This is a genomic window from Burkholderia sp. AU38729, assembly GCF_020419725.1.
Classification (GTDB): Bacteria; Pseudomonadota; Gammaproteobacteria; order Burkholderiales; family Burkholderiaceae; genus Burkholderia.
Map to the genome: position 1 here is coordinate 356,796 of NZ_JAIZQO010000008.1, position 23,029 is coordinate 379,824.

20 protein-coding genes and 1 tRNA gene are annotated in these 23,029 nt (G+C 66.6%); 11 read left to right on the forward strand and 10 right to left on the reverse strand.

The window, feature by feature from the left end; all coding sequences use genetic code 11:
• Positions 1–106 precede the first annotated feature (106 nt).
• Positions 107–934 carry a ferritin-like domain-containing protein gene (locus tag LGM56_RS22740; protein WP_039360322.1) on the forward strand — a complete coding sequence of 276 codons (828 nt, stop codon included), beginning with the start codon at positions 107–109 and terminating at the stop codon, positions 932–934.
• Positions 935–1,004: 70 nt separating this feature from the next.
• Complete coding sequence (locus LGM56_RS22745) at positions 1,005–1,511, forward strand: hypothetical protein (RefSeq protein ID WP_226206835.1); 507 nt, start codon at positions 1,005–1,007, stop codon at positions 1,509–1,511.
• On the opposite strand, the gene LGM56_RS22750 is transcribed toward LGM56_RS22745, so the two are convergent.
• The 3 genes from LGM56_RS22750 to LGM56_RS22760 all read right to left on the reverse strand — a co-directional run bounded on the left by LGM56_RS22750 (position 1,505) and on the right by LGM56_RS22760 (position 5,179).
• Positions 1,505–2,962 (reverse strand): DEAD/DEAH box helicase, encoded by a 1,458-nt coding sequence (locus LGM56_RS22750; RefSeq protein ID WP_226206836.1) that lies wholly within the window; start codon positions 2,960–2,962, stop codon positions 1,505–1,507. The genes LGM56_RS22745 and LGM56_RS22750 overlap by 7 nt on opposite strands.
• Before the next feature lie 134 nt (positions 2,963–3,096).
• Entirely contained in the window at positions 3,097–4,395 is a 1,299-nt protein-coding gene (locus tag LGM56_RS22755; protein WP_089426268.1) for a c-type cytochrome, read from the reverse strand.
• Positions 4,396–4,414: 19 nt separating this feature from the next.
• The gene (locus LGM56_RS22760; protein WP_042975501.1) at positions 4,415–5,179 is read right to left on the reverse strand and encodes a c-type cytochrome; all 765 of its coding nucleotides are present in this window, start codon (positions 5,177–5,179) and stop codon (positions 4,415–4,417) included.
• Here LGM56_RS22760 and LGM56_RS22765 point away from each other — a divergent pair.
• Together LGM56_RS22765 and LGM56_RS22770 are read left to right on the forward strand one after the other, a co-directional pair.
• On the forward strand, positions 5,178–5,366 hold the full coding sequence (locus LGM56_RS22765) for a hypothetical protein (RefSeq protein ID WP_146126476.1): 189 nt from the start codon (positions 5,178–5,180) through the stop codon (positions 5,364–5,366). The two genes, LGM56_RS22760 and LGM56_RS22765, sit on opposite strands and share 2 nt — an antisense overlap.
• A 192-nt stretch (positions 5,367–5,558) precedes the next feature.
• Positions 5,559–6,491, forward strand: a complete 933-nt coding sequence (locus LGM56_RS22770; RefSeq protein WP_089495578.1) for a CopD family protein — start codon at positions 5,559–5,561, stop codon at positions 6,489–6,491.
• A 154-nt stretch (positions 6,492–6,645) separates the two neighbouring features.
• Here the strand turns inward: LGM56_RS22770 and dgoD are convergent, their stop codons facing one another.
• Positions 6,646–7,794, reverse strand: a complete 1,149-nt coding sequence (gene dgoD / locus LGM56_RS22775) for a galactonate dehydratase (protein WP_089426266.1) — start codon at positions 7,792–7,794, stop codon at positions 6,646–6,648.
• A gap of 163 nt (positions 7,795–7,957) precedes the next feature.
• On the opposite strand from dgoD, the gene LGM56_RS22780 reads away from it, so the two are divergent.
• Complete coding sequence (locus LGM56_RS22780; RefSeq protein ID WP_226206861.1) at positions 7,958–8,641, forward strand: FadR/GntR family transcriptional regulator; 684 nt, start codon at positions 7,958–7,960, stop codon at positions 8,639–8,641.
• Positions 8,642–8,668: 27 nt separating this feature from the next.
• On the opposite strand, the gene LGM56_RS22785 is transcribed toward LGM56_RS22780, so the two are convergent.
• Positions 8,669–8,914 carry a DUF1272 domain-containing protein gene (locus tag LGM56_RS22785; protein WP_069248784.1) on the reverse strand — a complete coding sequence of 82 codons (246 nt, stop codon included), beginning with the start codon at positions 8,912–8,914 and terminating at the stop codon, positions 8,669–8,671.
• Positions 8,915–9,069: 155 nt separating this feature from the next.
• On the opposite strand from LGM56_RS22785, the gene LGM56_RS22790 reads away from it, so the two are divergent.
• Positions 9,070–9,417: a GFA family protein gene (locus LGM56_RS22790; protein ID WP_089431884.1), complete on the forward strand. Its 348-nt coding sequence runs from the start codon at positions 9,070–9,072 to the stop codon at positions 9,415–9,417.
• Between the two features lie 34 nt (positions 9,418–9,451).
• Here LGM56_RS22790 and LGM56_RS22795 read toward each other — a convergent pair whose 3' ends face one another.
• On the reverse strand, positions 9,452–12,553 hold the full coding sequence (locus tag LGM56_RS22795) for a transglycosylase domain-containing protein (protein WP_226206837.1): 3,102 nt from the start codon (positions 12,551–12,553) through the stop codon (positions 9,452–9,454).
• A gap of 423 nt (positions 12,554–12,976) precedes the next feature.
• Here LGM56_RS22795 and LGM56_RS22800 point away from each other — a divergent pair, with 423 nt between their 5' ends.
• Both LGM56_RS22800 and LGM56_RS22805 read left to right on the forward strand, forming a co-directional pair.
• On the forward strand, positions 12,977–13,369 hold the full coding sequence (locus LGM56_RS22800; protein WP_226206838.1) for an MAPEG family protein: 393 nt from the start codon (positions 12,977–12,979) through the stop codon (positions 13,367–13,369).
• A 155-nt stretch (positions 13,370–13,524) separates the two neighbouring features.
• Complete coding sequence (locus LGM56_RS22805) at positions 13,525–13,809, forward strand: PAAR domain-containing protein (RefSeq protein WP_039359956.1); 285 nt, start codon at positions 13,525–13,527, stop codon at positions 13,807–13,809.
• 61 nt (positions 13,810–13,870) lie between these two features.
• On the opposite strand, the gene LGM56_RS22810 is transcribed toward LGM56_RS22805, so the two are convergent.
• Together LGM56_RS22810 and LGM56_RS22815 are read right to left on the reverse strand one after the other, a co-directional pair.
• Positions 13,871–14,182 carry a cupin domain-containing protein gene (locus tag LGM56_RS22810; RefSeq protein ID WP_089495573.1) on the reverse strand — a complete coding sequence of 104 codons (312 nt, stop codon included), beginning with the start codon at positions 14,180–14,182 and terminating at the stop codon, positions 13,871–13,873.
• An 81-nt stretch (positions 14,183–14,263) separates the two neighbouring features.
• Positions 14,264–14,947 (reverse strand): DJ-1/PfpI family protein, encoded by a 684-nt coding sequence (locus LGM56_RS22815; protein WP_175237400.1) that lies wholly within the window; start codon positions 14,945–14,947, stop codon positions 14,264–14,266.
• 116 nt (positions 14,948–15,063) lie between these two features.
• On the opposite strand from LGM56_RS22815, the gene LGM56_RS22820 reads away from it, so the two are divergent.
• The 3 genes from LGM56_RS22820 (at position 15,064) to LGM56_RS22830 (ending at position 20,988) form a co-directional block, all read left to right on the forward strand.
• Entirely contained in the window at positions 15,064–16,035 is a 972-nt protein-coding gene (locus LGM56_RS22820) for a GlxA family transcriptional regulator (protein ID WP_226206839.1), read from the forward strand.
• A gap of 185 nt (positions 16,036–16,220) precedes the next feature.
• Complete coding sequence (locus LGM56_RS22825) at positions 16,221–17,195, forward strand: LysR family transcriptional regulator (RefSeq protein ID WP_226206840.1); 975 nt, start codon at positions 16,221–16,223, stop codon at positions 17,193–17,195.
• A 385-nt stretch (positions 17,196–17,580) separates the two neighbouring features.
• A complete protein-coding gene (locus LGM56_RS22830) occupies positions 17,581–20,988 on the forward strand; it encodes a DEAD/DEAH box helicase (protein ID WP_226206841.1) in 3,408 nt (1,135 codons plus the stop codon).
• A gap of 121 nt (positions 20,989–21,109) precedes the next feature.
• Here the strand turns inward: LGM56_RS22830 and LGM56_RS22835 are convergent.
• Positions 21,110–21,186 (reverse strand) — tRNA-Met (locus LGM56_RS22835).
• Positions 21,187–21,344: 158 nt separating this feature from the next.
• Entirely contained in the window at positions 21,345–23,003 is a 1,659-nt protein-coding gene (locus LGM56_RS22840; protein WP_089495565.1) for an MFS transporter, read from the reverse strand.
• Positions 23,004–23,029: the final 26 nt, after the last annotated feature.

Here is a 23,029-nt window from a genome sequence, read left to right on the forward strand (position 1 = left end):
CCGGACCAATCCACTATAAACGCAAGTAAAACGCCGCCTGCGGGATGGCCGGCGCCTGTGCCGAAGGCATGGGCCGGCCCCACGCGACGACTGGGAGCGCACTACCATGGACACCAAAACGACGCATGTGATGCCGTGGCGAATCGAGGACATCGACCTGAACCGGATCGATCGTCAACGTGCCGCCGCCAACGAGGATCTGTTGCTGCTGCTGTGCGCGTCGTCGTTCATCGAAAGCGGCTCGGATCTCTACACGAGCAATCTGAGCCAGTTCTTCAACGACGATCCGGAAGTCTCCGCATGGCTCAACAATGCATGGGAGCACGAAGAATTGCAGCACGGGCGCGCGCTGAAGGCGTACATCGCGCACGTGTGGCCGGAGTTCGACTGGGATACCGCGTTCGCGAACTTCTTCGCCGAGTATTCGCAGACCTGCAAGGTCGAGGCGTTCGAGAAGACCCGCGCGCTCGAGATGGTCGCGCGCTGCGTCGTCGAGACGGGCACGGCCACGCTCTATCGCGCGATCAACGAGTGCTCGGACGAGCCCGTGCTGAAGGAAATCACCGACAACATTCGCACCGACGAAGTACGCCACTACAAGCACTTCTTCAAGTTCTTCAAGAAGTACAACCAGGTCGAAGGCAATGGCCGCCTTGCGGTGCTCGGCGCGCTGGCGCGCCGCGTGATGGAAATCAAGAACGAGGATTCGGAGATCGCGCTGCGCCACGTGTTCGCGGTGCGCTATCCGGATCGTGTCGGCGACAGCCAGTACAACCGCGAACGCGCCGCGCGCATCAGCACGCTCGTGCGGCGCAACCTGTCGGCCGACATGTGCGTGAAGATGCTGCTCAAGCCGCTCGACCTGCCCGCGAAGATCCAGCCGGGCGTTCACTATCCGCTCACGAAGATCACGCGGCACGTGTTCCTGCGCTGAGCGCCGCGGCGCGGCCCGACGCGCGTATGCTGCGGCTCTTCATCCGCTTGTCCACCGGGGCAACGCCATCATGACCGATACCCATCGCGACGCGCTCGAACAATGGACGTTCGATGCGTGGCCGCCGGCCGTCGTCTCATTGTTCGACGGTACCGCGCTCGAACGTCATGCCGACCTCGCCGCGTCGCTGATCGTCGCGACCGACGATGGTCAGTTGCGCACGACGCTGCTCGGCGTCGGCGAAATCTATGCACACGATGCGCGCACGCTGCTGCTGGCGCTCTGGCCGCAATCGCGTGCGGCGCGCGCGATCGCGCAACGGCGATCGGCCGCGTTGACGCTGGTCGCGGACGGCGCGTTCTTTCAGGCGCAATTGAGGATGGCGCCGCTCGAAGGAGACTTCGGCGGACTGGCCGGATTCGCTGCGACGATCGCGCACGGCGATGCGCAGCGGGTCGGCTATGCGCGTCTCGCGACAGGTGTCACGTTCACGCTGGAAGGGGAGCGCACCGAGGTGCTCGCACGCTGGCAACGCCAGGTCGAGCACCTGCGGCGCGCAGCCGCACGGCTTCAGTGACCGCGCTGGCCGCTGCGCGACGAGCGGTTGCGGTTCGCGTGCGCGGCATTGCCATTCGCCGGGCGCGCGCTGTTGCCGCCACCGGCCGGACGTCCGCCGGTGCCGCCCGCGCCGCCTTGCCCTTGCGTGCGCGGCTTCGCGGCTTTCTGCTGGGTAGCCTTCGGTTGCGCATTGCCGTCGCGTTTCGCGGCCGGCTGGCCTGAGCCGCCTGCGCGCGGCTGGCGATTGCCGCCGCCGCCACCGCCGCCGCCACCGCCGCGCGGCTGCTGCTGCCCGCGGCGCTGCTGGATCGGCTCCGGCTTCGCGTTCGGATCGGGGGTGAAGCCCGCGATCACTTCCTGCGGAATCTCGCGCTTGATCAGCCGCTCGATGTCGCGCAGCAGCTGCTTCTCGTCGACGCACACGAGCGACACGGCTTCGCCGGTCGCACCCGCGCGGCCCGTGCGGCCGATCCGGTGCACGTAGTCTTCCGGCACGTTCGGCAGGTCGAAGTTGACGACGTGCGGCAGCTGGTCGATGTCGATCCCGCGCGCGGCGATATCGGTCGCGACGAGCACCTGCAGCGTGCTGTTCTTGAACTCCGCGAGCGCGCGCGTGCGGGCCGACTGGCTCTTGTTGCCGTGGATCGCCATCGCGCTGATGCCGTCCTTCGTGAGCTGCTCGGCGAGCCGGTTCGCGCCGTGCTTCGTGCGCGTGAACACGAGCACCTGGAACCAGTTGTGTTCGCGAATCAGGTGCGTGAGCAGTTCGCGCTTGCGGTCGCGGTCGACCGGGTGGATCTTCTGCGCGACGCTTTCGGCGGTCGTGTTGCGGCGTGCGACCTCGATCAGCGCGGGCGAGTCGAGCAGGCTGTCGGCGAGCGCCTTGATCTCGTCGGAGAAGGTGGCCGAGAACAGCAGGTTCTGGCGCTGCGGCGGCAGCTTCGCGAGCACGCGCTTGATGTCGTGGATGAAGCCCATGTCGAGCATCCGGTCGGCTTCGTCGAGCACGAGGATGTCGAGGTCCGACAGGTCGATCGTCTTCTGCTGCATGTGATCGAGCAGGCGGCCCGGCGTCGCGACGACGATGTCGACGCCGCGCTTGAGCGCATCGATCTGCGGATTGATGCTGACGCCGCCGAACATCACGGTCGAGCGCAGCTTCAGGTACTTGCTGTACGCACGGACGCTTTCCTCGACCTGGGCGGCGAGTTCGCGCGTCGGCGTGAGAATCAGCGCGCGCACCGCGCGCTTCGCGCCGCGATGTTCCGCGTAGAACGTATGCAGGCGTTGCAGGATCGGCAGCGTGAAGCCGGCGGTCTTGCCGGTGCCCGTCTGTGCGCCGGCGAGCAGGTCGCCGCCGCCGAGGACGGCCGGAATCGCCTGTTGCTGGATCGGAGTCGGCGACGTGTAGCCGAGCTCGTTGACCGCCTTGACCAGCGGTTCGGCCAAGCCGAGAGATTCAAAAGACATAGATACCACTCTTCAGTTTTATGATCGGCGACGTCGCGCGCGGCCCGCGCGGGAGGTGACATCGCAAAATGCAAAATGCAAAAGGGCGCGGCCGCGGTTTCCCGCAGCCGCGCCCCGTTTGTGTCAGCCGCTTCTTAGTCGAGCGGCGCGGAACGCAGGTCGCTCACCTGTTGCGGCGAGATCGGCGTACCGTTGTTGCCCCACGATACCCGGATATACGTGACGACCGCCGCAACTTCCTGGTTCGACAGCGACTGGGCGAACGGCGGCATCCCGTACGGACGCGGATTCTTGAACGTGCTCGGCGGATAGCCACCGTTCAGCACCATGCGGATCGGGTTGACGGCCGATTCCATCATGATCGAGTGGTTGCCCGCGAGCGGCGGATACGCCGGCGGCTTGCCTGCGCCGTTTTCGGCGTGGCAGGTCGCGCAGTTGTCCGCGTAGATCTTCTTGCCCTGGTCGAACAGCGCGTTGCCGAACTGCTTCGACGGCTCGTACTGCATGTTCTTCGGCGCTTCAGCCTTCTGCGGGATCGACTTCAGGTACGTCGACATTGCGCGCGTATCTTCGTCGGTCATGTACTGCAGGCTGTTGTGGACCACGTCCGCCATCGGGCCGAATACCGCGCCCTTCTGCGACACGCCGGCCTGCAGCAGGTCGGACAGCTCCTGCACGTGCCAGTCGCCGAGGCCGAGTTCCTTGTCGTTCGTCAGCGACGGCGCATACCAGTTCTGCAGCGGGATCAGGCCGCCGGCGAATGCCGAGCCCGTTACCGGGCCGCCCATCATGTTGATCGACGTGTGGCACATCGAGCAGTGGCCGAGGCCTTCGACGAGGTACGCGCCGCGGTTCCATTCGACCGACTTGGTCGGATCCGGCTTGTATTCGCCTTCCTTGAAGAACAGCGTGCGCCAGCCGATCAGCAGGTTGCGGTTGTTGAACGGGAACTTCAGTTCATGCGGACGGCTCGGCACCGACACCGGCGCGACCGAGCGCAGGTACGCGTAGATCGCGTCCGAATCCGCACGCGTGACCTTCGTGTAGCTCGCGAACGGGAAACCCGGGTAGAGCAGGCTGCCGTCCTTCGAGCGACCGGTGTGCATCGCGCGGTAGAAGTCGTCCGACGTCCACTTGCCGATGCCGTCCTTGTCGTCCGGCGTGATGTTCGGCGTGTACATCGTGCCGAACGGCGTCGCCATCGGCAGGCCGCCCGCGAACGACTTGCCGCCGCGCACGGTGTGGCACGCGATACAGTCGCCGACGCGCGCGAGGTATTCGCCCTTCTTGATCAGCGCGGCCTGGTCGGCCGGCGTGGCCGCGACGGCGGAAGCGCCGTGCAGCGTATCGTTGCCCGGCCACAGGACCGGCACGAGGGCAGCAGCCGCGACGATCGCGACGGCCGAGAGTGCAAACAGGGACTTGCGTTTCATTGTGTCTGTCTCCCTTGCCTTATTGCGGTTCGCTGCCGCAGGCGAGCGGAGTCTTCATCGAACGCGCCGGAGCCGGCACGGGGTTGGCGGGCGCCGGTTGCGCGGCAAGCCATGCGGTCACGGCCGTCACGTCTTCGTCGGAAAGCTTCGAAGCGACTTCATGCATGCAGTCAGGCGCCTTCGCGTGACGGTTGCCCGAACGCCATGCACCGATCTGCGCGCTCAGGTAGTCGGCGTGCAGGCCGACCAGGCCCGGGATCGCCGGCTGCATGCCGGTCAGCGTCGCGCCGTGGCAGGCCACGCAGGCCGGCAGCTTGCGGGACGGGTCGCCTTGCGTGACGAGCTGCTTGCCGCGCGCGAGCGTCGCGGCCGGCAGCGTCGGCTTCGCCGGCGCCGGGTACGGCGGGCGTTCGGCCGAGAAGTGCTCGGCCATTTCACGCAGGTAGTCGTCGTTCAGGTACGTCAGCAGGTAGTTCATCGGCGGGTACTTGCGCCGGCCGTCACGGAAGTTGACGAGCTGGTTGTACAGGTACTCGGCCGGCTTGCCGGCAAGCCGCGGGAAGTAGTCGTTGTCCGTGCCCTGGCCGTGGACGCCATGGCAGGCCGTACAGCCGCGCACACGCTCGGCCATGGTATCGGGTGCCTTGAGCGGCGCCTGCTGGGCGTGCGCTTGCTCCGTGGGCTTGGTCTGCGCTTGGGCAGCGCTCATAAGGCCCGCGCCGCCGAACATCAGAACGGCGAGCAGCGGACGGAAGAGGCGTCTTGAAGACACACGAGACTCCATGTTTATTCGACGGGGACCTGTTGTCCGGGCTACGATCGGCTCGGCGCATGACGGCAAGGCAGCCGGGCTGCTGCGACGCGGCATTCTATCATCGATGGGTAATGACGGCTATTTGGCAAAAGGTCATCGGTTCCTGTCCGTTTGCGACTTGCGACAATTTGACGCGCATTGCGACGTGTCGGTGTGAACCGGCGTGCGTTTTCCCCATCGAAGACCGTACACTCGCGGGTCGCGCGGCGCCGCCTCCGCCGCAGGTCCAGTCATTTCTCCCGTTTCCGGATTCATCGATGACGTTTTCTACCGTGCCGTTGCCTTCCTCACGCTGTCCATCCCGTTGCTGCCACCTCGCCGGCCTGCCGCTTTCGGGAGGGTGTGCGCGATGAAGTTCGACAGCTTGTGGATCGGTCAGGTCGCGCTCGCGGCGCTGATGGACGCGGCGTTCGCGATGGCGGTCGGCTCGGCGCTGCTCAAGGCATGGCTCGGCAAGGACGGTGCGCGTCCGGTCGTCGCGCCGTCGCATCCCGCGTGGCTGCGCGCGCAACATTCGCTGGTCGCGGCGGCGCTGGCGCTGGTGCTCGCGGATCTCGGCTGGCTCGTCTATGAGGCGGCGACGATGAGCGGGGCGGGGCTCGGCGGCGCGTTCGCCGCGATTCCCGTGATGCTGATGCAGACGCATACGGGCTTCGCGTGGAGCGTTGCATTCGCCGGCGCCGTGGTGCTCGCGATCGTCGCGCTGGGGAAGCCGGAGGGCCCGGTTGCACACGCAGTGCTGTGGCTCGCGGTGATCGTGGTCGCGGCCGGCAAGGCGTCGCTCGGCCATGCGGCCGATACGGGTGCGCTGTCCGCGGCGGTCGGCGTGCAGACGCTGCACCTGCTCGCGACGGCCGTGTGGGGTGGCCTCGTGCTCGCGGGCGGGCTCGCGGTGCTGCCGGCGCTCGGGTCGTCGGTCGCGCGCGGCGCGCTGATCCGCATCGGCCAGCACCTGTCGCGCACGTCGATCATCGCGGTCGTCTTCTTGCTCGGCACCGGCGCGCTCAATGCGCTCCGCGGGCTCGGCGGTTCGCTCGCGCCGCTCGATGGCAGCACGTGGGGGCGCGTGTTGCTGCTGAAGCTGCTGCTCGTCGCGCTCGCGCTCGTGCTCGGCGGCCTGAACCGCTTCGCGGCGCTGCCGCGCCTGCGCCGCACCGCGTCGACCGAGGATGCGCACACGTTCCGCAACATCCTGCATCTCGAGGCGCTGACGATGATCGGCGTGTTCGTCGCGGCCGCCGTGCTGTCGTTCAGCGTGCCGGGGTTCGCGGCGATCGGCTGACGGCAGGGCGCGCGCGGCGCGATACAAGGCTGCCGTCGCGCATCCGGCACGTGCCGGGCGCCGCACCGCGCATGCAAAAACGGCTGCCCGTCGGGCAGCCGTTCTCGAATCGATACTTGCCGCGCGGGCCGAAGCCGCACGCCGCGCATCGCACTCACCACTCGGCGACGCTGCCGTCCTCGTGACGCCACACCGGGTTGCGCCAGCGGTGCCCCGTCTTCGCCATCTCGCGCACCTTCTCCTCGTTCACGTCGATGCCGAGCCCCGGGCCCTGCGGGATCGCGACGAAGCCGTCCTCGTAGCGGAACACCTCGGGGTTGCGCAGGTAGTCGAGCAGGTCGTTGCCCTGGTTGTAGTGGATGCCGAGACTCTGCTCCTGGATGAACGCGTTGTAGCTGACCGCGTCGAGCTGCAGGCACGCGGCGAGCGCAATGGGCCCAAGCGGGCAGTGCAGCGCGAGCGCGACGTCGTAGCTCTCCGCGAGCGTCGCGATCTTGCGGCACTCGGTGATGCCGCCCGCGTGCGATGCGTCGGGCTGGATGATGTCGACGTAGCCGCCCGCGAGGATGTGCTTGAAATCCCAGCGCGAGTAGAGCCGCTCGCCGAGCGCGATCGGCGTGTTGGTCTGGTTGACGATGTCGCGCAGCGCCTCGGCGTTCTCCGACAGCACCGGCTCCTCGATGAACATCAGCTTGTACGGATCGAGCTCCTTCGCGAGCACCTTCGCCATCGGCTTGTGCACGCGGCCGTGGAAGTCGACGCCGATCCCGACGTGCGGGCCGACCGCGTCGCGCACCGCCGCGACGTTCGCGATCACCTGCTCGACCTTGTCGTAGGTGTCGACGATCTGCAGCTCCTCGGAGCCGTTCATCTTCACGGCCTTGAAGCCGCGCTCGACCACCGCGCGCGCATTGTTCGCGACGTCGCTCGGCCGGTCGCCGCCGATCCACGAATACACCTTAATGCGATCGCGCACCTGGCCGCCGAGCAGCGCGTGCACGGGCACGCCGTGATGCTTGCCCTTGATGTCCCACAGCGCCTGGTCGACGCCCGCGATCGCGCTCATCGTGATCGGGCCGCCGCGGTAGAAGCCCGCGCGGTACATCACCTGCCAGTGATCCTCGATCAGCAGCGGGTCGCGGCCGACGAGGTAGTCGGCCAGCTCCTGCACGGCAGCCTCGACCGTGTGCGCGCGGCCTTCGACGATCGGCTCGCCCCAGCCGACGATGCCCTCGTCGGTTTCGATCTTGAGGAACAGCCAGCGCGGCGGGACGACGAAGGTTTCGAGGCGGGTGATTTTCACGGTGCGAGTCTCCAGGGTTGACCGGCGCGGGCAGTCGGGCGCGGCGCGCGGTCGCGTGCTTTCGCGGTTATCCTAGCGCAGCCCGATAAAAAATAGTATTAATAGCACTATTGTGCAGATAGTGGGCAGCCGGCACGCCCGGGTACTCGCATAACGGAGAACGATCATTCGACGCGACCTGCATGGACAAACGGCCTTCCGGCTCGCCACGGCGATCCTGCGCGGCGACTACCCGCCCGAGTCGCTGCTGCCGAGGGAACCCGACCTGATGGTGATGTACGGCGTGAGCCGCACGGTGATGCGCGAGGCGCTGCGTACGCTCACGTCGAAGGGGCTCGTCGAGTCGCGGCCGAAGATCGGCACGCGCGTGCGGCCGCGCGGCGTCTGGAACCTGCTCGACGCCGACCTGCTCGACTGGTACGCGCGTGTCGCGCCGCCGATCGCGTTCGCGCTGAAGCTGCAGGAAATGCGCGAGATGGTCGAGCCGTACGCGGCCGCGCTCGCCGCGCGCATGCATACGCCGGAAACGTTCGACGCGATCGACGGCGCGGCGCGCGCGATGGCCGCCGCGCGCAACGTCGACGAATGGGTGCGCGCCGACCTGCGCTTTCACCTGAGCGTGCTCGAGGCCGGCGGCAACGAACTGCTGGTACCGCTCGGCACGCTGATCGATCGCACGCTCGAGGCGCAACTGCAGCTCAATGCGCGCCGCGCGGACGTATACAACGCGTCGCTCGCCGAGCACACGGCCGTCAGCGACGCGATCCGCGTGCGCGACGAGGACGGTGCGCGCCGCGCGATGGCCGCGCTGCTCGCGGTGACGCGCGCACGGATCGAGATGTCGTGACGGGGAGGGGCGGGCCGTGCGGCGCCGTCAGGCGTTCGCGCAGCCGCCCGGCTTGTGGATGCGTTCGGTGGACGCCGGGTACTTCGCGAGCAGGCTCGCCGGCCGCCGCGGGCGCACGACCAGGTCGCCGCCGCAGTTCGGGCAGCGGCCCTTCAGCACGTCGTCGGCGCAGGTCGCGCAGAACGTGCATTCGAACGTACAGATGCGTGCATCGGCCGAATCGGGCGGCAGGTCCTTGTCGCAGCATTCGCAGCCGGGGCGCAGTTCGAGCATGACGGTTTTCCTTGGTTTGGACAGGGTCGGGACGGGCGCCGCACGGACATTGCGTGCGGTGCAGGTGCGCGCTACTGTACCCGCTTGGATCGGCCCGGCCAACGGTGTTCCGCCGGGGCGCCGTCGATGCGCACGGGCCGCACCGGGAGACGACCATGCTTTATCGCGGAAGCTGTCACTGCGGTGACGTGAAGTTCGAGGCGGAAGGCGACCTGCAGGGCGTGATGGCGTGCAACTGCTCGATCTGCCGGCGCAAGGGCGCGCTGATGTGGTTCGTGCCGCGCGACCACATGACGCTCCTCACGCCCGACGACCATCTCGCCACCTACACGTTCAACAAGCACGTGATCCAGCACCGCTTCTGCAAGCGCTGCGGGATTCACACGTTCGGCGAGGGCGTCCACCCGAACGGCACCGCGATGGCCGCGATCAACGTGCGCTGTCTCGAGGATGTCGATATCGACGCGCTGCCGGTCACGCACTACGACGGCCGCTCGCATTGAGCGGCGCGCCGGCGCATGAACGGACGCGTGGCCGTCAGGACGGTTGCGCGGTCGCGGCGCCCGGCGCGGGCGTTTCCGCCTGCGGGGCGGGGCCCGCGGTGCGCGTGCCGGCCGGGCGTTCGATCAGCGGCGCGAGCGCCGGCGCCATCGACTTCAGCAACTGCACGGCCATCGCGCTCGTGAAGTCGTAGCGTGCCGCATACGGCTCGTGCGCCGTGGCGGTCAGGACCCCGAAGAACCGGTCGCCGAGCACGAACACGAAGGTGCCGCTGCGGTTCACCTTGCGCGACTCGATCAGCCGCGCGCCGCGCGCATAGACGTTGAAGCGCTGGTCGCCCGTCCCCGTCTTGCCGTACACGTCGAGCGTCTTGCCGTCGGGCAGCGTGAAGCCGCCCGCGAGGCGGCGCGCGGTGCCGTTGAGCACGACGTCGCGCAGCAGCGTGTGCGTCACGTTGACGATCTCCGGCGACAGCATCGGCTGCGGCCGGGCGACCGCGCGCTCGAAGTGCGTTTCGTACGGCGTGCCCTTCGCGAAGTCGAGCCGCGTGATCGTCTCGGTCGGCGCCTTCTGGCCGCCGTTCGCGATCAGGCCGATCAGTTTCGCGAGTGCGTCGGGCTGGTCGCCCGATGCGCCGATCGCGGCCGCGTACGACGGCGTGACTTCCGCGAACGGGTAGCCGAGCGCGCGCCACGACTTCGTGATTTCCGCGTACGCGCGCAGCTCGACCATGCGGCGGATGCGACGGTCCTGGGTCGCGTGGTAGCGCGTCTTGTACAGCCACGAATACGTGTAGAAACGCGCGTCGCGGCTCTCGCGCTGGACATCGGCGAGCGACGCTGCCGGGTGCGCGCGCAGGTAGTTGAGCGTCCAGAGCGCGAGCGGATGCACGCTCGCGATATAGCCGCGGTCGTTGAGGTTGAAGCGGTCGATCGCGTACTTCGCGTAGAGCCTGGCGAGATCGTCGTCGGACAGCGTCGCGGCCGGCGTGCCCTTCAGTTGCACGCGCATCTGCGCATCGAACCACGCGAGCGATTCGTTCGGTGCGACGCTGCGCAGCACCGTCGCGATCTTCGGCGGCGATTTGCGCACGTCCTTCAGCATCAGCGCGAGCGCGTCGTCGGGCGCCTTGCCCGCATAGCGCGTGTAGTAGCGCTTCACGTAGACCTGGCTTTCACCGTCGACGAACTGCTGCAGGTAATGCCGGCGTTGCTCCGGATCGCCGAGCCACGATGACGACGGGCCGGCCGCCTGCAGCGTCTCGTAGTGGACGATGTCGCGCATCAGCCGCACGAACACGAGGTTGACCGAATGCTCGAACGCCGTGTGCAGCGTCAGGATGCGGCCGTTGTCCGACTTCTCGAAGTTCGAGAACACCTGCGCGCCGCCGCCCGTGTAGAACACGTCCGGGCTCGCCGAATACTTGCGTTCGACGGCCGCGTCGAGCATCGCCTGCAGCGAGCGGTCGCGCGTATGCGACAGGTAGTCGAGCGCCCAATGCGACAGCCCGTCGATCGGATCGGGCTTCACGCGCGCCAGTTCCGCGTTCGACAGGTTTGCGTAGCGCGCATGCAGGTCGGACACGATCTGCAGGTACGTGATCAGCGTGCGCAGCTTCGCGGTCGAGCCGAGGTTGATGCGGCCGCCGCGATTCACGTCGAACGGCTCGTTCACGCTGTCGGTCTGCACGCGCAGCAGGTTCGCGCCGTTGCGGTGTTCGTACAGCGTGAAGCTGTACGTGAGGTGCGACGGGTCGTCCTTCGGTGCGAGCATCTCGAAACCGTACAGGCCGGCCTTCTGCGCCCCGTCGCGCGTCGACGCCTGGGCGAGCCGTTCGGCGACCGCCTGCTGCACGCCGTTGTCGAGCGTGCTGGTCGCCTGCAGGTCGAACTGGTCGAGCTGGTACAGGTCGCTGATGCCGAGCGCCGACAGCAGCGACGCGCGCGCGGACGTCACGGCCTTGCGCGACACGAACGACTGCACGTGCGCGGCGGCGGGCGGCGCGCTGCGTTCGATCTGCGCGGCAAGCGCGGCGTCGCGCAACGCGGGCGAGATCACGCCGCCGTTCGACAGCAGCCGCAGGTAGCTGTCGGTCAGCTTCTGCAGCGCCGGGTAGCCGCGGTTGAGGAAGTACGACGGTGCGCGCTGCGCGATGATCAGCGACAGCACCTCGCGGAACGTCTTGCCTTGCTCGTCGACGTTGTCGCCGATCGTCGGCGCGGACAGGATCCGGTTCACGTCGTTGAAGTCGCGGCCGTACCACGCGGCGAGACCGTCGCCGATGCCGGTGATTTCGCCGATATGCGGCCGTGCGGCGAGCGGCACCGAGTTCAGGTAGCGCACGACGATGGTGCGGCGTGCGAGCATCGTCTGCGGGCCGTTCAGGTACGCGCGCACCGACGCGGACGCGATCTGCCGCAGCTTCTCGGGCGGCGTCGCGGTGCGGCCCTCGGGCGAATGGCGGAACTTCTCGATCTGCGTCGCGAGCGTGCTGCCGCCCGGGCGCGCCTGATGGCGGTTGACGACGTGCAGCGCCTGGTCGGCGACCGCGCGGCCGAAGCGCCCCCAGTCGATCGCCGGGTTGCGGTTCGGTTCGTTCGCATCGAGCAGGTAGCGATCCTCGATGAACAGCAGCGAATCGGCCACCACGCGCGGCACCAGGTCGAAGTCGGCGTAGACGCGCTGCGGGAACACGGTCGCGAACAGCGGCGCGCCGGTCGAATCGAACAGCATCAGGCCCGCCTGGTCCTTTTCTTCAAACGGGAGGAACAATCCGCGCTCGCCGAGCGACAGCATTCGCTGCGAATCGCGCGCCTGCTTGCTGACGACGAAGCCGCGCGCGAGCAGCCGCTCCTGGAACGCCGGAATCATCGCGTAGCCGAGGCGCTGGTCGTAGGGGCCGTTCGCGGGGAAGCGGATGTGATCGCTCGGGCCCGTCTCGACCGTGTAGCCGACATCGCGGGTGAGCTCGGACAGGTAGTGCGCCTGCAGCCGCGACGTTTCGATCTCGCTCTGCACGAGTCGCGCAACGATCGCCACGGCGATCAGCAGCGCGGCCAGCAAAGACCACTTGACCCACGTCCAGACCGATGCGGGACCGGTCACGCGCGGCAGGATACGATTCAGCGGCCGATTCATGGCGGCGTCTCCCTGAAGGCGCGGGCTCCGGCCGCACCCCATTAAGGATTAGTGTAGTCCTCCGCAGCGGGCTGCCAAGGGCGTTCACTACCGAGATGCGTCGGCGCAACGCGCATGCCTGCGACGCGCTGTCACCCAAGTTGCGTTGTGATGGTGCATGCCGTCGACGCGTAACGTTTGCGCGTTTCGTGCCGGGGGCGTCGTATGGCGGGGTGGGTCGGCGGGCAGGCTCGGACACCCAGGCAGGCAGGGGCGATGCACCGGTTTCGTGCGGTGCGGCCGAGCGACAATTGGGATCGGAACCCGACCGAAAAATTGTGTCCGGCGCACGGCGATGCTGAGGGTTTCCGTGATGGTCGCGTGTGTCGGTCACGGGTACGATCATTGGATTTGCGGCGCATTTCCGCGTTCGCCGGGAGTCCCATGGCGATCCACCCCGTCGCGCTCGTTTGCACGGCCATTCTCGGGCTGCTGCTGTTCGGGCTCGGGTTCGTCGTGTCCGTCACGCGCTTCCGGTGCACGACCGGTTCCGGGTGCGCGCCCGATCCCGCGAACGGGTTGCACAAGATCGTGCGCGCGCACGGCAACACGGCCGAATACGCGCCGTTTCTCGCGGTGCTGTTTCTCTATTTCGGTACACACGATCCATCGCGCGCGATCCTGACGCTGATCGTCGCGGCGACCGCGTGCCGCTGCCTGCTCGTGATCGGCCTGCTTGCCTGGCCGACGATGGCCGACCCGAATCCCGCGCGTTTCGTCGGCGCGCTCGGCACGTATCTGTGCGGCGCCGTGCGGTGTCTCGCTCTGTTCGTCTGAATGGCGGCGCCGGCGGCATACGGCACGAACCCTGATCCGGGAGGCGGCTGAGGCGCGCGGTGATATGCTCGCGGGACGCCCGCGATCGACGGGCAGATTCCGACTGCCTGCGCGCTGCCGCGTTGCACGGCATTTCCGAGGGAAGAACCGACAACATGAGCCGCAAATTCATTCTGAAGGGCGACACGACCGACCACGGCGGTGTCGTGCTCGAAGGGATCGCCAATTCGTCGTTCGACGGACGCGAACTCGCCTATCTCGGCGCAGCCGTGTTCTGCGCCGCCTGCAAGTCGCCGGGCGTGATCGTGTCCGACGGCGGCGAGCGGACGATGACCGTGATGGGCAAGGTCGTCGCGCTCGAACACGACCTGTGCCAGTGCCTGTGCACGCCGCAGCCGAAGCTGATCGCGTCGCAGGCCACCGGGACGATCACCGGGTGAAACCGGCCGCGCGGAGGCGGCGGTTGCCATCCGCGCGGCATCGACACCCGGCCGCGGGCCGTCAGACGCTGCCTTCGGTTTCGATCACGAGGATGCGTGCTTCGCCGAGCGGATGCGCGACGTGCTCGGTGCCGGCCGATGCGTGGAACACGTCACCCGTTTCGAGCACCGTCGCGTGCTCGGCGCCTGCTTCTCGGTAGCGCATCTCGACGCGACCGTCGAGCACCGCGAACACTTCCTCGCCGTCGTTGACGTGCCACCGATACGGCTGGTCGGTCCAGTGCAGGCGGACCGTGATGCCGTTCAGGTTCGCGATGTCGAGCGCGCCCCATGCGCGGTCCGCGGTGAACGCGGCGCTGCGGACGATGTTCATCGATGGGTTCTCCGGCGCGAATGCGCGTCGTTCTCGTCTTCCAGTCTTCGAGCTTTCAAGTCGATTTTCCGGCACCGGCGTTCAGCGCGACCTCGCGCGCAGCGCCTGTTCGATCGTCGCCTTGCGCGTCGCGAAACCTGCCGCCGACCGTTCGGTGACGCGCTTCACGACCGCTGCCGGTGCGGTGTCGGGCGAACCGGCGTCGAACGGCGGTGCCGGCGCGTATTCGAGTTGCAGCTGGATCGCCTGCGCTTCTTCCTCGCCGGCCAGCTCCGCGGCGATCGTCAAGGCGAAGTCGATGCCGGCCGTGACGCCGCCGCCCGTGATCAGGTTGCCGTCGCGCACCACGCGCTCGCGCACCGGCACCGCGCCGAGCGGCTCGAGCAGCGAGTGGAACGCCCAGTGCGTCGTCGCGCGCCGCCCGCGCAGCAGGCCGGCCACGCCCAGCAGCAGCGCACCCGTGCATACCGACGTCACGTAGCGCGCGGCGGCCGCGCGCTGCTGCACGAACGCGATCGTTTCGGCATCGAGCAACAGCGCGTTGATCCCGATCCCGCCCGGAATGCAGATCACGTCGAGCGGCGGACAGTCGTCGAACGTGCAGGTCGGCGCGAGCGCGAGTCCGCTGCTCGATGCGACGGAGTCGCGCGACTTCCCGACCAGATGAACGGTGGCGTCGGGCAGCGACGCGAGCACGTCGTGCGGGCCGGTGAGATCGAGTTGCTGGACGCCTGGAAACACGAGAAAGCCGATATGCAGGGTCATGCGAAGACTCCGATTGGATGGGGGCGGGCCGTAGCCGGTACGGGATGGACGGGTCGATTCTAGGCGCGTAGTGTTTGGCGAAATTGCCATATCACCCACGTTTTCAGCCAATCATCATGCCTGCCGCCCCGCGTTCGATCCTGATCCTCGCGTTCCCTCGTGCCCAGCTGCTCGACGTGTCGGGGCCGCTGCAGGTGTTTGCGTCCGTCAACGAGCTGGCGCAGGAGCGCGGCCAGCCGGCGCCGTATGCGCCGCGCGTCATCGCGGCCGAGGCAGGGCCCGTCGAGACATCGTCGGGCCTGGTCGTGATGGCGGAATCGCTGCGCTCGGCGGCGCGCCATCCGGACACGCTGATCGTCGCCGGCGGCAAGGGCGTGCATGCGGCATCGAAGGATGCGCGGCTGGTGCGCTGGGTGCAACAGCAGGCGGCGCGCACACGGCGCGTGGCATCGGTCTGCACCGGCGCGTTCCTGCTCGCCGAGGCCGGCTTGCTCGACGGGCGGCGCGCGGTCACGCACTGGGCGCGCTGCGAAGAATTCGCGGCACGCTATCCGAATGTGCGCGTCGAATCCGATCCGATCTTCATCCGCGAAGGCGCGTTGTGGACGTCGGCCGGCGTGACGGCCGGCATCGATCTCGCGCTCGCGTTGGTCGAGGAGGATCTCGGGCGCGCGACCGCCCTCGACGTCGCGCGCGAACTCGTCGTGTTCCTGAAGCGTCCGGGCGGGCAGGCCCAGTTCAGCACGATGCTGTCGATGCAGCGCACCGACGACCGGTTCGGCGAACTGCACGCGTGGATGGCCGAGCACCTGGCGGCCGACCTGTCGGTGCCCGCGCTGGCCGAGCGCGTGCGCATGAGCGAGCGCAGCTTCGTGCGCCACTACCGCGCCGGAACCGGCCGCACGCCCGCGCGCGCAGTCGAGCAGATCCGAGTCGAAGCCGCGCAACGCCTGCTCGGTGAAACGGCATGGCCCGTCAAGCGGATCGCCGCGCGGTGCGGCTTCGGCTCGGAGGAGACGCTGCGCCGCTGTTTCGTACGCGTGCTGGGCGTATCGCCGCAGGGGTATCGCGAGCGATTCGTGCGGTAACGCGCGGCGGGCGACCGTAATCGGGCGGGGCCGGAACGATCGCCGGGTGGGACTGAACGGAAATCGATCACTTTCCAGTCCGAAACGCCGGAACTATTCGGGATCGGAGAACAATGGGTGGGGACTTGTGCCACGCCCGTCGCGCGCTCTATTCTGTTTCGTTGGCGATTCGAAGGGGGAGCAGCATGGACCGAATCCAGGCAATGGAAGTTTTTACCCGCGTGGTCGACGCGAACAGCTTCACGCGCGCGGCCGACACGCTCGCGATGCCGCGCGCGTCGGTGACGACCATCATCCAGAATCTCGAGGCGCTGCTCGGCGTGCGCCTGATGCACCGCACGACGCGCCGGCTGTCGCTGACGCCGGAAGGTGCGGCGTACTACGAGCATTGCATGAAGATCATCTCGGAGATCGCGGAGGCCGACGCGAGCTTCCAGACCGGCAACCGCAAGCCGAGCGGCGTATTGCGCGTTCACATGCCGAGTTCGCTCGGGCGGCGCATCGTGCTGCCGTCGCTGTCGATTTTCCGGCAGCGCTATCCGGACATCACGCTCGAACTGGGGCTCTCCGACCGCTACGTGGATCCGGTCGAGGAGGGGATCGACTGCATGATCCGGGTCGGGCCGCTCGAGGATTCGTCGATGGTCGCGCGGCGGATCGGGATGCTGAAGCGCGTGACTTGCGCGTCGCCCGACTACCTCGCGCGTCACGGCGAGCCGCACGAGATTGCCGATCTCGCCGACCACCACGCGGTGAATTTTCGGTCGAGCCACGGCGCGCGGGCAATTCCGTGGGTGTTCATGATCGACGGCAAGCCGTTCGAGGTGCGGATGAACGGGAGCGTCACGGTCAACGATTCGGATGCCTATGTGACATGTGGGCTCGAAGGGTTCGGGATGATCCAGCCGACGCTGTTCATGGTGCTGCCGCACCTGCTCGACGGCTCGCTGGTCGAGGTGCTGCCGGACTGCAATCCGAAGCCGAAGCCGATTTCGATCGTGTATCCGCACAACCGGCATCTGTCGCAGAAGGTGCGCGTGTTCGCCGACTGGATCGCGGAGGTGTTCGAGTCGACGCCGTCGCTGGAAGGTGGGGAGAACTGGCGCGGGCGGGTGGGGGGCAACGCGCCGGAGGTGCGGCGCGGGGCAGTGGCGGCGTAGCGCACGGCCGGCCGACCGTCGATTCGGCCGCTTCCGCCGCAGCGTATCGGGGCGCTGCTCGACATTGCATCACGTGCTTGCCCGTCGCGGGTCAGTCGACATGGTTCTACCGGTTTGCGATGCCCGTCGGTACGATGTTTATTTGATTGCTCACGACGGCATGCCCGTATTAAAAGCGCACGAAGGTTCGACTGAAAATCTCCAGTCGGCGATGTTTTTTTCCGGATCCGCAGTTTGAATGATCTGGAATATGCCGGCTCTCAACGTATTGCGGAAGTGTCGAATACCGTGTCGTTACAGGTATTCGATCTGTGGTCGTCGGCGGTGACTCGGAATTCGGGAATATGATTAGACAAAATCAGCCGAACGAGGAGCCTGAGAAAGCATGGCCGACGTGGAACGGATTCATCATATTCTCGATTACTGGCACAAGATCGAATTCTTCATTCCTTTCGATTTGAAGCAGGTATTCGATCATGCCGACGACGATTCGCTTAAATGGATCGAACCGGCCGATCTCGCACCAGGTGCGGCGTCGTTGTGGGCAGTCGGGGCAATCCCGGAAGAGCGCGAATTGACGGGATTCCGGCTGTATCTCGGTGTATTCGACATGCAAGCCATCGTCGACTTCGCCAATACGCTTTCGCCGGAAGGGGCGTGCATTGCGCCGGAGGAAGAGGAGCGGACTGCACTCGACGGTCGTTCATGCATGGCACGGATAACGTTGGACGCTGCCGGCGAACCTGCTTTCGATCCATTGTCCGTATCAACTGCGCCGTGGGCGATCGGCACAGCCCGGAGCGACGGCCTCGAGATGCTCGGTTCGGCTTCCTTCGACCGTGCTCGGCGGAGCTTATCGGACCAATTGTTCAATTTCGAGACCGAACGGCGCCGCCGGAGACGCGCTGGCCTGAAACCGGACGAGCCGTCTATTCCGCTCACGGGAGACGAAATCCTGCAATTGCGCGATCTGCTGGCGGCGTGGAGCAACTGGGAATCGCAGACGGGCTCCACGGTGGCGCTTCTGGAAATCGTGACGCGCGAGAAGAAGCCGCGCACCAAGCCATCGAACGGCGGAGCGGAAGTCGCAAGGGACGATGCTGGTGCGCTGGATCGGGCGGCGCCGGCGGACGATGACGAAGCTGGCGACGAGGCCCAGGATGATGCGCCCACGGTCGACATCCTGAACAGTTTCTATATCGAGGATATCGAGCGCTGCATGGCGTCGGTCGATGCCGGCGACGTGCCGGCGGCGCTCCGCGCGTATCTGACGCCGGGCGACCCCGCGCGGCGAGTCGATCTTTATACCGATGCCGGTCGTGCGGCGATCATCGATACGTTACGTCCGGAAAAAACGAACGCCGGGCGCTGGCCTGCCGATGCGTCGCAAAAAATGAGTTTGATGCAGCAGTTTGCGATCAACACGGCGTTCGACCACTTGAAGGAAGACGGCGTGTTTTCCGTCAACGGACCACCGGGAACCGGGAAAACGACCCTGCTTCGCGACATGATTTGCGAGAACGTAGTGCGACGCGCGAGTCGACTGGCGAAGTTGGCGCGCGCGGCGGACGCATTGGCGGACGTGAGCACGGGAATCCGCTTCATGGACGGCGATGTGGCGCGAATTCGCACGCTGCGCGCCGATCTCACGGGGTTCGAGATGGTAGTGGCCTCGTCGAACAACGCGGCGGTCGAGAATATCTCGAACGATCTGCCCAAGCAGAAGCAACTCGGTGCCGAGTGGAGCGGGGTGCGCTATTTGCAGCCGATCGCGCACAAGATTGCGGCGCAGGTGGGTGACCGCAAAATGACGCGGCTTGACGCCGACGATGTGCCCTGGGGGCTCGTGTCATGTGCGTTGGGCAACGGCGACAATCGATGGCGTTTCAAGGAGCGTTTCTTTATCGATTCCCGGCCGTTGGGCGAGCGTGGCGGGCCGAGCGACCCCCAGGCGTTCTGGGCGTGGCGTGACCGCTACTCGGGCCCGACCTTCCAGTCCGCGAGGGCGTCCTTTCTCGAAGCGGAATCCGCCTACCAGGCGGCGCTCTCCGACCGGGTGGCATTTAGAGCGTTGCATTCGGCGTGGGGCCACGTAACCGAGGCGCAGTTTGCGCAGCCAGCAGCGGACGCGTTGCGACAGGCGGAGCAGCATGGTCGCGACGCAAGCGCTGAACTTGCGGCGTGCGACGGCAGGACGGCGGCAGCCGATGCCGCGCTCGCGGAATTGCAGGAGGAAGAGCGATTGCTCGATCGCGCCCGCCCCGGATTCTTTTCCCGTTTTTTTCGGACGGAGGGGGCGCGACGGCACATGGAACAGGTGGCGACGAATGCGCGTGCACAGATCGACGCACGCCGTACCGCCGTGCAATGTCGTTTGGATGCCGCATCCGCGCGCAACGCGTTGGACAATGCGCAGTCGCAAGCGAAACGGGCGAGTGCGGAGTTGATCAATGCCCGTCGCGTGTGGGCGGAAAAGCACGCATTGCTTGCCGATGGGTGCCGCCGATTCGGTAAGGCCAGCTTGCCGGTCGGTTCCGACCAGCTCGAATCGGACGAAGTGCAGCGGAACGGCTTCGGGCACGACGACGAATTTGCGCGACTGCGGTCCGGTCTTTTCGTCGCGGGGCTTGCGCTGCACGAGGCCTGGCTCGCAGAAGTGTCGAGGAAAGGGGGCGGCTTCGGCGGCAATCTGGTGGCGATTCAGAAACTGCTTGCCGGGACCCGTCTGGAGGATCCTGCGGAAGCCGAATTCATATGGCAGAGCCTGTTCATGGTGGTGCCGGTTGTGTCGTCGACGTTCGCGTCGTTTGCTCGACAGTTTCGCGGCATGGGGCCGCGGTCGATCGGCTGGCTATTCATCGACGAGGCCGGTCAAGCCGTGCCGCAAGCTGCCGTAGGAGCGTTGTGGCGAGCGCGACGCGCGGTGGTCGTCGGCGATCCGTTGCAGATCGAACCGGTGTTCACGGTGCCGACTCGATTGATCAATGCATTGGCGGACCTGTCGCCGCACACGTCCGATGGACGATGCTCGCCCGCTAGGGTATCGGTGCAACGGCTGGCCGACGAGGCGAATCCCTTCGGTACGTACGTGCCGGTAGAAGGCGATGATCCATTGTGGATCGGGAGCCCGCTTCGTGTGCATCGCCGCTGCTGCGACAAGATGTTTACGATCGCGAACCGGATCGCGTATCGGGACAAGATGGTCTACGGGCTTAAGTCCCGCGCCCCTTCCGGAGATCCGCTCGAAAGACTGGGGGCGAGCGCGTGGATCGATGTGCGCGGCCGCACGTCGGACCGGCAGGTCGTGCCGGCGCAAATCGAAGTGATTGCGGCGCTGGTGATTCGTCTGTATGCGGACTCCGGCGCTTTGCCACCGTTGTACGTGATCGCCCCCTTCAAGGCGATCAGGAAGGCGCTGTCGGACCGCTTGCAGGCAATCCAATGGGTGGCCGACACGGGGCGGCGAGGGCCCTCGAGCAAGGTATGGAGACAGTGGTGCTCGCAACGTATCGGCACCGTACATACGTTTCAGGGAAAGGAGGAAAGCGTCGTGGTGTTCGTTCTCGGGGCGGACCACGAAAGTGCCGCGTCCGCGAACTGGGCAGCATCCAAGCCGAACCTGTTGAACGTGGCGGTGACCCGTGCAAGGCATCGCCTGTTCGTTGTCGGCGACGCGTCGCTCTGGGGCGGTTTGAAGTACTTCAGCGAAGCGCGATTCCAGCTCGGGGAAGCGAGTTCGGCAGACGCGTGGCTGGCGAGACTGGACGAGGCGCCGCACGGTCATCCGGCGTGACAGTGATTGCAGGTAAAGGCCGGGCTGTGCCCGGCCCGACACCGCGGGCCGCCAGGACATGGTGTTCGGAAGATACAAATGAAAAAGCCGCTGTTTCTTTCGAAACAGCGGCTTTCGCATTTGGTGGCGAATCAGGGATTCGAACCCCGGACCTGCGGATTATGATTCCGTCGCTCTAACCGACTGAGCTAATTCGCCGAAGACTTGAATTATGTCGATCGGGCGGTCCGCTGTCAATACCTTTTTCCATCTTTCCCGAAAAAAGTTGCCGGCGGCCCATGCCGGCTTTCATTGCGGGCGGGAGTCGGTCCTCGGAAGGAGACCTTCCGCCGACCGTCCCCGCTGCGCACCCGCCATCAATCCTGCGCGTAGATGTTCGAGTCCTTCGTCTCCTTGACGAACAGCAGGCCGATCACGAACGTGGCCAGCGCGATCACGATCGGATACCAGAGGCCCGAGTAGATGTTGCCCTTCGCCGCGACGATCGCGAACGCGGTGGCCGGCAGGAAGCCGCCGAACCAGCCGTTGCCGATGTGATAGGGCAGCGACATCGACGTGTAGCGGATCCGCGTCGGGAACATCTCGACCAGCATTGCCGCGATCGGGCCGTAGACCATCGTCACGTAGATCACGAGGATCGTCAGGATCACGATCGTCATCGGCCAGTTGAGCTGCGCCGGGTCTGCCTTCGCCGGGTAGCCGGCCGATTTCAGCGTCGCCGCGAGCGTCTTGTCGAACGCCGCGCCCTGCGCCTTCGCGTCGGCCGCCTTGCCTTCATAGGCGGGGATCACCGTGTCGCCGACCTTGATCTGGGCCGTCGCGCCAGCCGGTGCCGCGACGTTCTCGTAGTTCAGGCCGGCCTTCGCGAGCGCGCTCTTGGCGACGTCGCACGAGTTCGTGAACTTCGACGTGCCCACCGGGTTGAACTGGAACGAGCAGGCGGCCGGATCGGCGATGACCGTGATCGGCGCCTTCTGCGTCGCGACCTCGAGCTGCGGGTTCGCGTAGTGCGTGAGCGCCTTGAACAGCGGGAAGTAGGTCAGTGCCGCGATCAGGCAGCCCGCGAGGATGATCGGCTTGCGGCCGATCTTGTCCGACAGCGAACCGAAGAACAGGAAGAACGGCGTGCCGATCAGGAGGGCGATCGCGATCAGGATGTTCGCACTCGCACCATCCACCTTCAGCGTCTGCGTGAGGAAGAACAGCGCGTAGAACTGGCCCGTGTACCACACGACGGCCTGGCCGGCGGTCAGGCCGACGAGCGCGAGGATCACGATCTTCAGGTTCTTCCACTGGCCGAACGCTTCGGTCAGCGGCGCCTTCGACGTCTTGCCTTCCGCCTTGATGCGCAGGAACACCGGCGATTCGTTCAGCTGCATCCGGATCCACACCGACACCGCGAGCAGCAGGATCGACGCGACGAACGGCACGCGCCAGCCCCAGCTGCCGAACGCTTCCTCGCCGATGAACGTGCGCACGCCGAGGATCACGAGCAGCGACAGGAACAGGCCGAGCGTGGCGGTCGTCTGGATCCACGCGGTGTAGAAGCCGCGACGGTTGGCCGGCGCGTGCTCGGCGACGTAGGTCGCCGCGCCGCCGTACTCGCCGCCGAGCGCGAGGCCCTGCAACAGCCGCATCGCGATGAAGATCACGGGGGCGGCGATGCCGATCGACGCGTAGCCGGGCAGGAAGCCGACCACGAACGTCGAGACGCCCATGATCACGATCGTCACGAGGAACGTGTGCTTGCGGCCGACGAGGTCGCCGAGGCGGCCGAACACGATCGCGCCGAACGGCCGCACCGCGAAGCCGGCCGCGAAGCCGAGCAGCGTGAAGATGAAGGCGGCGGTCGGATTGACGCCGGAAAAGAAACTCTTGCTGATGTAGGCCGCGAGCGAGCCGGCCAGGTAAAAGTCGTACCACTCGAACACGGTGCCGAGCGACGACGCGAAGATCACTTTCTTCTCTTCGCCCGTCATCGGCGAGTGGGAAATTTGCCCGCCTAACGTTGCCATGAGTCGTCTCCAAGTCCCTTGATATA